This is a genomic window from Pseudomonas sp. R62 (genome assembly GCF_000257605.1).
Taxonomy (GTDB): Bacteria; Pseudomonadota; Gammaproteobacteria; order Pseudomonadales; family Pseudomonadaceae; genus Aquipseudomonas; species Aquipseudomonas atacamensis.
Map to the genome: position 1 here is coordinate 636,710 of NZ_JH635998.1, position 6,846 is coordinate 643,555.

Annotated in this window: 6 protein-coding genes; all 6 read left to right on the plus strand. The window is 63.0% G+C overall.

Annotated elements, in window-relative coordinates:
• Window positions 1-136 precede the first annotated feature (136 nt).
• Window positions 137-1,204, plus strand: a complete 1,068-nt coding sequence (locus OQK_RS04355) for a putative urea ABC transporter substrate-binding protein (protein ID WP_016771287.1) — start codon at window positions 137-139, stop codon at window positions 1,202-1,204.
• Window positions 1,205-1,222: 18 nt separating this feature from the next.
• Complete coding sequence (locus OQK_RS04360) at window positions 1,223-2,038, plus strand: ABC transporter permease (RefSeq protein WP_016771288.1); 816 nt, start codon at window positions 1,223-1,225, stop codon at window positions 2,036-2,038.
• Window positions 2,035-2,823: an ABC transporter ATP-binding protein gene (locus OQK_RS04365; protein ID WP_038860550.1), complete on the plus strand. Its 789-nt coding sequence runs from the start codon at window positions 2,035-2,037 to the stop codon at window positions 2,821-2,823. Before OQK_RS04360 ends, OQK_RS04365 begins: the two co-directional genes overlap by 4 nt.
• A gap of 13 nt (window positions 2,824-2,836) precedes the next feature.
• Entirely contained in the window at window positions 2,837-3,562 is a 726-nt protein-coding gene (locus OQK_RS04370) for an urea amidolyase associated protein UAAP1 (RefSeq protein ID WP_016771290.1), read from the plus strand.
• Window positions 3,563-3,573: 11 nt separating this feature from the next.
• Entirely contained in the window at window positions 3,574-4,215 is a 642-nt protein-coding gene (locus OQK_RS04375; protein ID WP_016771291.1) for an urea amidolyase associated protein UAAP2, read from the plus strand.
• Window positions 4,216-4,497: 282 nt separating this feature from the next.
• Window positions 4,498-6,846: 5-oxoprolinase/urea amidolyase family protein (locus tag OQK_RS30985; RefSeq protein WP_238537145.1), on the plus strand; the 2,349-nt coding region annotated here is incomplete at its 3' end.

Below are 6,846 nucleotides of genomic sequence, written 5' to 3' on the forward strand. Positions count from 1 at the left end.
AATCGCGAGTGGCTGGTCCGAGAGTTGGCGACCTCCAGTTGAGGTTACACGGCGGGACAAAAGCCCGGGAGACAAGCCACCGTTCGCGGTGCCGCGTTGCCTTCCTGTCCGCCCTCGATCAACTGGAGAATCCGCAATGATCCGACTACGTTTCCCCGCCCTGCTCGCCGCCGCCTTCGCCGCGCTTATCAGCACGCAATCTTCCGCCGCCCAGAAAGACCACTTCAGCGTGTGCTGGACGATCTACGCCGGCTGGATGCCATGGGAATACGCCGGCAGCCAGGGCATCGTCGACAAATGGGCGAAGAAATACGGGATCAAGATCGACGTCGTGCAGCTCAACGACTACGTCGAATCGATCAACCAGTACACCGCCGGCCAGTTCGACGGCTGCACCATGACCAACATGGATGCGCTGACCATTCCCGCTGCCGGTGGCGTCGACAGCACCGCGCTGATCGTCAGCGATTTCTCCAACGGCAACGACGGCATCGTGCTCAAAGGCGAAGGTAAAAAAGTCGCTGATCTGAAAGGCATGGACGTCAATCTGGTCGAGCTGTCGGTCTCGCATTACCTGCTGGCTCGCGCGCTGGACTCGGTGGACCTGACCGAGAAAGACCTGAAGGTGGTCAACACCTCCGACGCCGACATTGCCGCCGCATTCAACACCGACGACGTCAACGCCGTGACCACCTGGAACCCGATGCTCTCGGATATCAAAGCCAAACCCGGCGTCACCGAAGTGTTCAATTCCAGCCAGATTCCCGGCGAGATCATGGACATGATGGTGGTCAACAGCGCCACCCTCAAAGACAACCCGGCGCTCGGTAAAGCGCTGACCGGCGCGTGGTTCGAAGTGGTCGCTTTGATGAACGCAAAAAATGCTGCGAGCAAAGCTGCGCTGGAACACATGGCCAAGGCCTCTGGCACCGATCTGGCAGGCTTCCAGGCGCAACTGGACACCACAAAACTGTTCGCCACGCCGAGCGAAGCGCTGAATTTCGCCACCAGCAAACAACTGCCGGACACCATGCGCAAGGTCGCTGAGTTCTCCTTCGAGCACGGCCTGCTCGGCGAAGGCGCGAAAGACCCGAGCGCGGTGGGCATGTCCTTCGCCAACGGCGTGACCAGCGGCGACACCGCCAACCTCAAGCTGCGTTTCGATCCGACCTACGTGCAGATGGCCGCCGACGCCAAGCTGTAAGCCACGGAGGATTTGGCCATGCGCCTGATCAATCGCCACCCCGATCGCCCGAGTCGCCTGTTGCTGGTGATCCTGCCGTTCGCGCTGGTGCTGTTCGCCTACTTCACAGGCTCGGCCGAGCGCCTGGCGGACAACCCCAACGACAAACTGCTGCCCAGCGCCGTGCAGATGAGCGACGCGGTAAAACGCCTGGCCTTCAACGCCGACAGCCGCACCGGTGAATATCTGTTGTGGCAAGACACCGCGTCGAGTCTGCGCCGTTTGGCCATCGGCCTCGGCATCGCGGCGCTGGCGGGTCTTTGCCTCGGTATCGCGGCGGGCACCCTGCCGCTGTTCGGCGCGCCGTTGTCGCCGTTGCTGACGGTGCTGTCGATGGTGCCACCGCTGGCGATCCTGCCGATTCTGTTCATCGTCTTCGGCCTGGGCGAGTTATCGAAAGTCATGCTGATCGTGATTGGCATCACCCCGGCGCTGGCTCGGGATCTGGAACAGCGGGCCCGTGACATTCCGGTCGAACTGCTGATCAAGGCGCAGACCCTCGGCGCCTCGACCTGGACGCTGATGCTGCGCGTGGTCTTGCCGCAGTTGTTGCCGCGCTTGCTGATCTCGCTGCGCTTGATGCTCGGTTCGGCGTGGCTGTTCCTGATTGCCGCCGAAGCGATCGCCTCCACCGATGGCCTCGGCTACCGGATCTTTCTGGTGCGGCGCTACCTGGCGATGGATGTGATCCTGCCCTACGTGGTGTGGATCACCCTGCTCGCCTGGCTGATGGACTGGGGCTTGAAACAGCTGGCCCAGCGCGCTTTCCCTTGGTACGAGGGAGCACCGAAATGAGCTTCATCACGGTAAAAAACGTCTGGCAGCAGTACGCCGATCAAGTGGTTCTGGAAGGCTTGAACCTGAACGTCAACGAAGGCGAGTTCTGCACCTTGGTCGGCGCCTCCGGTTGCGGCAAATCGACCTTCCTGCGCCTGTTGCTCGGCCAGGAAACCGCCAGTCGCGGGGAGATTCTGCTCGACGGCCAGCCCTTGGCCAGCGAGCCGGATGCCAGCCGTGGCGTGGTCTTTCAACGCTACTCGGTGTTCCCGCATCTGAGCGTGCTCGACAACGTCGCCCTCGGTCTCGAATTGCCGCGCGCGCCCTTGCTTGGCCGGCTGTTCGGCAACGCCAAACGCGAGGCGCGCGAACAGGCGGCAGCACTGCTGAGCAAAGTCGGCCTCGGCCATGCGCTGGACAAGTACCCGGCACAGCTGTCCGGCGGCATGCAGCAACGCTTGGCCATCGCTCAGGCGCTGATCATGAAGCCGCGCGTGTTGCTGCTCGACGAGCCGTTCGGCGCACTCGATCCGGGCATTCGCAAAGACATGCACGCGCTGCTGCTGGAGCTGTGGCGCGAGACGCAACTGACGGTGTTCATGGTCACCCACGACCTGTCGGAAGGCTTCAGCCTGGGCACGCGCCTGCTGGTGTTCGACAAGGTGCGCCTCGACCCGCACGCCCCCGGCGCCTATGGCGCCCGCATCACCTACGACATCCCGTTGAACAGCGACCGCCGCGCCCAGCGCGCCGCCGTCGAGGCCCTGCCGCTGCCGCTGGCGGGCACCCTTCGCACTGCTTGAGAGGACTGCTGCAATGACTGATTCAATCCAACTCTTCCCACCCTTCGCTGAAGAAATGCTGCCGGGCGGCGGCCACCGTTCGTTCGTGCTCAAGCGCGGCCAATTGCTGCGCCTGACCGACCTGCGCGGTGGCGCTAACGTCAGCCTGACCTTGCTCAATGCCAATGAAAAAACCGAGCGATTGAACCTGCCCGACAGCCTCAAATGCCAACACACCGCCAAGCTCACTGCCGGCCACTGCCTGTACTCGGACATGGGCCGCGTGCTCGCCGCGATCACCGCCGACACCTGCGGCTGGAGCGACAGCCTCGGCGGCGTGCTCTGCGCGCAAGAAGTCGCCGAAAAATACGGCCAGGGCCGCTACCAGGAACTGCGCAACGGCTTCTTTCGCAATGGCACCGACAACCTGCTGGTGGAGCTCGGCAAGTGGGGCCTGGGCCTGTCCGACCTGCTGATGACCCTGAATCTGTTCAGCCGCGTGAACGTCGATGAGGCCGGGCGTTTCCACTTCGTCGAAGGCAACTCGAAGGCCGGTGACTACATCGAGTTGTATGCGCCGATGGACACCCTGGTGGTGCTCACCGCCCTGCAACATCCGATGGACCCGTCACCCGAATACGCTCCGAAACCCTTGAAGCTGAGCTGGATGAACGCCGACGCCAGCGTCGCCGAACACTGCCGCACTTCGCGCCCGGAAAACGAGCGCGGCTTCATCAATACCGACCGTTTGTTCGCCTGAGGATCGCAGCCATGTCACTCGCAATCGCCACTTCGCACAAGCAAGCCGACAGCGCGATCTACCGCGCGACCATTCCCGCCGGCGAGCCCTGGCTGATGGAAGTCAAGGCCGGGCAGACCCTGCGCATCCTCGATCTGGAAGGCAATCAGGCCGTCGACACTTTGTTCTACAGCCTCGCCAACCCCAAGGAACGCTACGACGTGCAACGCACCTTGCGCCGGCAGAACAGCGTCTACCTGAGCACCGGCAGCGTGCTGTATTCCAACCTCGGCCAGCCGATGCTGACCATCGTTGCCGACACCTGCGGGCGCCACGACACCCTCGGCGGCGCCTGCGCGCAAGAGAGCAACACCGTGCGCTACGCCCTGGAAAAACGCTACATGCACAGCTGCCGCGACAACTACCTGCGCGCCTGCGCCCACGACGGCCGATTGAGCAAGAGCGACATCGGGCCGAACATCAATTTCTTCATGAACGTGCCAGTGACGGCGGATGGCGGGCTGACCTTCGAGGACGGTATTTCCGCGCCGGGCAAGTACGTTGATTTGCGCGCGGAGATGGACGTCATCGTGCTGATTTCCAACTGCCCGCAGTTGAACAACCCGTGCAATGCCTACAACCCGACCCCGGCGGAGTTGCTGGTATGGAATTGACCATCAGCCGTTTACGCCGTTGGCTTTTTGCCCTGTGCCAGGCGCGTTCCGGGCAGTGCCTGAAAGCTTCAAGGCACTGACAGTCCTGTGGGAGCTGGCTTGCCAGCGATTGCGATGTTTCAGTCACCAACAATGTTGGATGTGCCGACCTCATCGCTGGCAAGCCAGCTCCCACAGGAGTTTGTGGTGGGTTTGAGTGAAGTGTGTTTTTTCCATCCGGGACGGCCCGGGTGTCTGTCGAAAAACAGCGGGACGGCCCGCTCCCCCTTCAGGGGTTATGCCATGTTCGAAAAAATCCTCATCGCCAACCGTGGCGCGATTGCCTGTCGCATCCTGCGCACGATCAACGTGCTGAAGGCCCAAGGCGTCGCCGTGTATTCAGAAGCCGATGCTGCCAGCCTGCACATCTCCCGGGCCGCTGAAGCGCACAGCCTCGGCGAAGGCGCGGCGTCCGCGACCTATCTGGCGGTCGACAAAATCCTCACGATCGCCAAACAAAGCGGCGCCACGGCGATTCATCCCGGCTACGGATTTCTCTCCGAGAACGCAGCGTTCGCCGAAGCCTGCGAAGCGCAGGGCATCGCCTTCATCGGGCCGACGCCGGAGCAATTGCGGGTGTTCGGCCTCAAGCACACTGCTCGCGCGTTGGCCAAACAGCACGGCGTACCCATGCTCGAAGGCACCGACCTGCTCGACAGCCTCGATTGCGCGCTGAGCGCCGCCGAACAGGTCGGCTACCCGGTGATGCTGAAAAGCACCGCTGGCGGCGGTGGCATCGGCATGCGCGTGTGCCGCAGCGCGAGCGAATTGAGCGAATCATTCGAAGCGGTGAAACGCCTCGGTCAGAACAACTTCAGCGACGCCGGGGTGTTCATCGAGAAGTACATCGAACGCGCGCGGCATCTGGAAGTGCAGGTGTTCGGCGACGGCTGCGGTGAAGTCATCGCTCTCGGCGTGCGCGACTGTTCGGTGCAGCGGCGCAACCAGAAAGTCCTCGAAGAAACCCCGGCGCCGAACCTGCCAGAAGGCATGGCCGATGAGCTGTGCGCAGCGGCGATCAAACTGGCGCAAGCGGTGAATTACCGCAGCGCCGGCACCGTCGAATTCGTCTTCGACAGCGAGACCCAGCGCTTCTATTTTCTCGAAGTGAACACGCGGTTGCAGGTCGAGCACGGCGTCACCGAACAGGTGTGGGACGTGGATCTGGTGCGCTGGATGATCGAACTGGCCGCTGGTGATCTGCCGCCGCTGAACGAGTTGTATCAAGGCCTGGAACCGCAGGGCCATGCGATTCAGGCACGTCTGTACGCGGAAGATCCGGGGCGTGATTTCCAGCCGAGCCCGGGCCTGCTGACCGCTGTGCAATTTCCGCCCGCCAACGGCGTTGAGTTGCGTATCGACACCTGGGTCGAGGCCGGCGTGGAAATTCCGCCGTATTTCGATCCGATGATTGCCAAGCTCATCGCGTGGGCGCCCAGCCGCGAACAGGCTCGCGCCGAACTCCATCAGGCATTGGGCGATAGCCTGTTGTACGGCGTGGAAACCAACCGCGACTATCTGCGGCAGATTCTGCTCGATGCTCCATTCGCCAGCGGCCAGCCGTGGACCCGTTGTCTGGAAAATCTGCTGCATCACGCCAACACCTTCGAAGTGCTCAGCGCCGGCACGCAGACCAGCGTGCAGGACTATCCCGGACGCCTCGGCTATTGGGCCGTCGGCGTGCCACCCTCGGGGCCGATGGACAGCCGAGCGCTGCGCCTGGGCAATCGTCTGCTCGGCAATAAACAAGGCGCCGCCGCACTGGAAATCACCATGAGCGGGCCGATCCTGCGCTTCAATTGTGACGCGGTGGTCGCGGTGACCGGCGCGCCGATGGCCTTGACCCTTGACGCTGAACCGGTGCCGATGAACACCGCGCTGCTGATCCCGGCCGGCGCGACGTTGCAGCTGGGCAGCATCAGCGGCGCCGGCGCGCGCAGTTATCTGTGCCTGCGCGGCGGCGTGCAGGTGCCGGATTATCTGGGCAGCAAAAGTACCTTCACTCTCGGCCAGTTCGGCGGGCATGGCGGTCGCGCGTTGAGGGCCGGTGACGTGTTGCATGTGCCGGCATTGACCGAGCGCAGCGTCGGCCAGCAACTGGCCGAACAGCACATCACTGCGCTGCCGAGCGTGCGCCAGATCCGGGTGATCTACGGCCCGCACGGCGCGCCGGAATACTTCAGCGAAAACTACATCGCCACATTCTTCGCGACCCAGTGGGAAGTGCATTTCAACTCCAGCCGCACCGGCGTGCGCCTGATCGGACCGAAACCTGAGTGGGTGCGTGAGGATGGCGGTGAAGCGGGTCTGCACCCGTCGAACATCCATGACAATCCGTATGCGATTGGTGCGGTGGATTTCACCGGGGACATGCCGGTGATCCTCGGCCCGGATGGCCCGAGCCTGGGTGGGTTTGTCTGCCCGGTGACGGTGATTGAGGCGGACCTGTGGCAGCTGGGGCAGCTCAAGGCGGGCGATAAAATTCAGTTCATTCCCGTCGACCTCAAAACCGCCCGCGATCTCGCCCTGAAATGGGATGCACCCTGTGGGAGCTGGCTTGCCAGCGATGGTGCCCGATCTGACACCGCAGCA